General features: G+C 42.0%; 1 protein-coding gene. It reads left to right on the top strand.

Going from position 1 to position 889, the window contains the following annotated elements; translation table 11 throughout:
• Positions 1-92: 92 nt before the first annotated feature.
• Positions 93-854 carry an IS5 family transposase gene (locus C6Y40_RS13180; protein ID WP_105934979.1) on the top strand — a complete coding sequence of 254 codons (762 nt, stop codon included), beginning with the start codon at positions 93-95 and terminating at the stop codon, positions 852-854.
• The last annotated feature ends 35 nt before the right edge of the window (positions 855-889 follow it).

The following is an 889-nucleotide window of genomic DNA, read 5'->3' on the forward strand; positions in this document are numbered from 1 at the left end:
TAAGGCGTGTTGATCTTTCGTGATTGGTTTTTGAGCAGCATGGTAAAGAGTTATAATTTGCTTCGCCAAAAGTAAAAGAACAACTCACTACCATGCCGAGACTAATGCTAACTGATAAGCGGTGGCAAAAGCTACTTCAAGTAATGAAGAGTACAGGCCGCATTTACAATAAACCAGAACATAGAATGACGTTTGAAGGGATACTCTTCCGGCTGAGAACAGGAATTCCTTGGCGTGATTTACCAACAGAATTCGGCGGTTGGAGCGCCGTTTATCGCCGATTCAATTTATGGTCGAAGAAAGGTTTATTGAACATGTTATTCAATGAGTTAGCCAAACTATCTGATTACGACTGGGTCTTTGCTGATGGTTCGATTGTCAAAGCTCATCAGCATAGTGCCGGAGCAGGTACTAAGGATAATGAGTGCATTGGAAAAAGCCGAGGTGGTAACTCCACAAAAATCCATTTAGCCGTGGATAGTGGTGGGCTTCCAATTTATTTTGAACTATCAGAAGGCCAGAGAAATGATATAGCTCGGGCTCAAAGTCTGGTTGACCATTTAAGGGAAGTAAACATTTTCGTAGGTGACAAAGGCTACGATAGTGACGCATTAAGAGAATATATTGAAGCCAAAGGAGGTATCTCCGTCATACCTAAACGGAACTATGGCCAAGATATAGACAAAGACAGCGTTGATTGGTGCCTCTATAAATATCGCCACCTAGTTGAAAACGCCTTTGCTCGAATAAAGCATTATCGTTCAATATCAACGAGGTATGAAAAGTTAGCAAGGAATTATGCCAGCATGGTATCACTGGCATTTTCGATGATGTGGCTACCCATGTACTGCTGAGTGAAATATATGCAGCAAAGATCAACAGGCCCTAG

Source organism: Marisediminitalea alba, from assembly GCF_002993365.1.
GTDB classification, from domain to species: domain Bacteria; phylum Pseudomonadota; class Gammaproteobacteria; order Enterobacterales; family Alteromonadaceae; genus Alteromonas; species Alteromonas alba.

Bases quoted from the DNA above. Each gene is read 5' to 3' on its own strand.
- C6Y40_RS13180 (WP_105934979.1), top strand. From the start codon at position 93: ATGCCGAGACTAATGCTAACTGATAAGCGGTGGCAAAAGCTACTTCAA.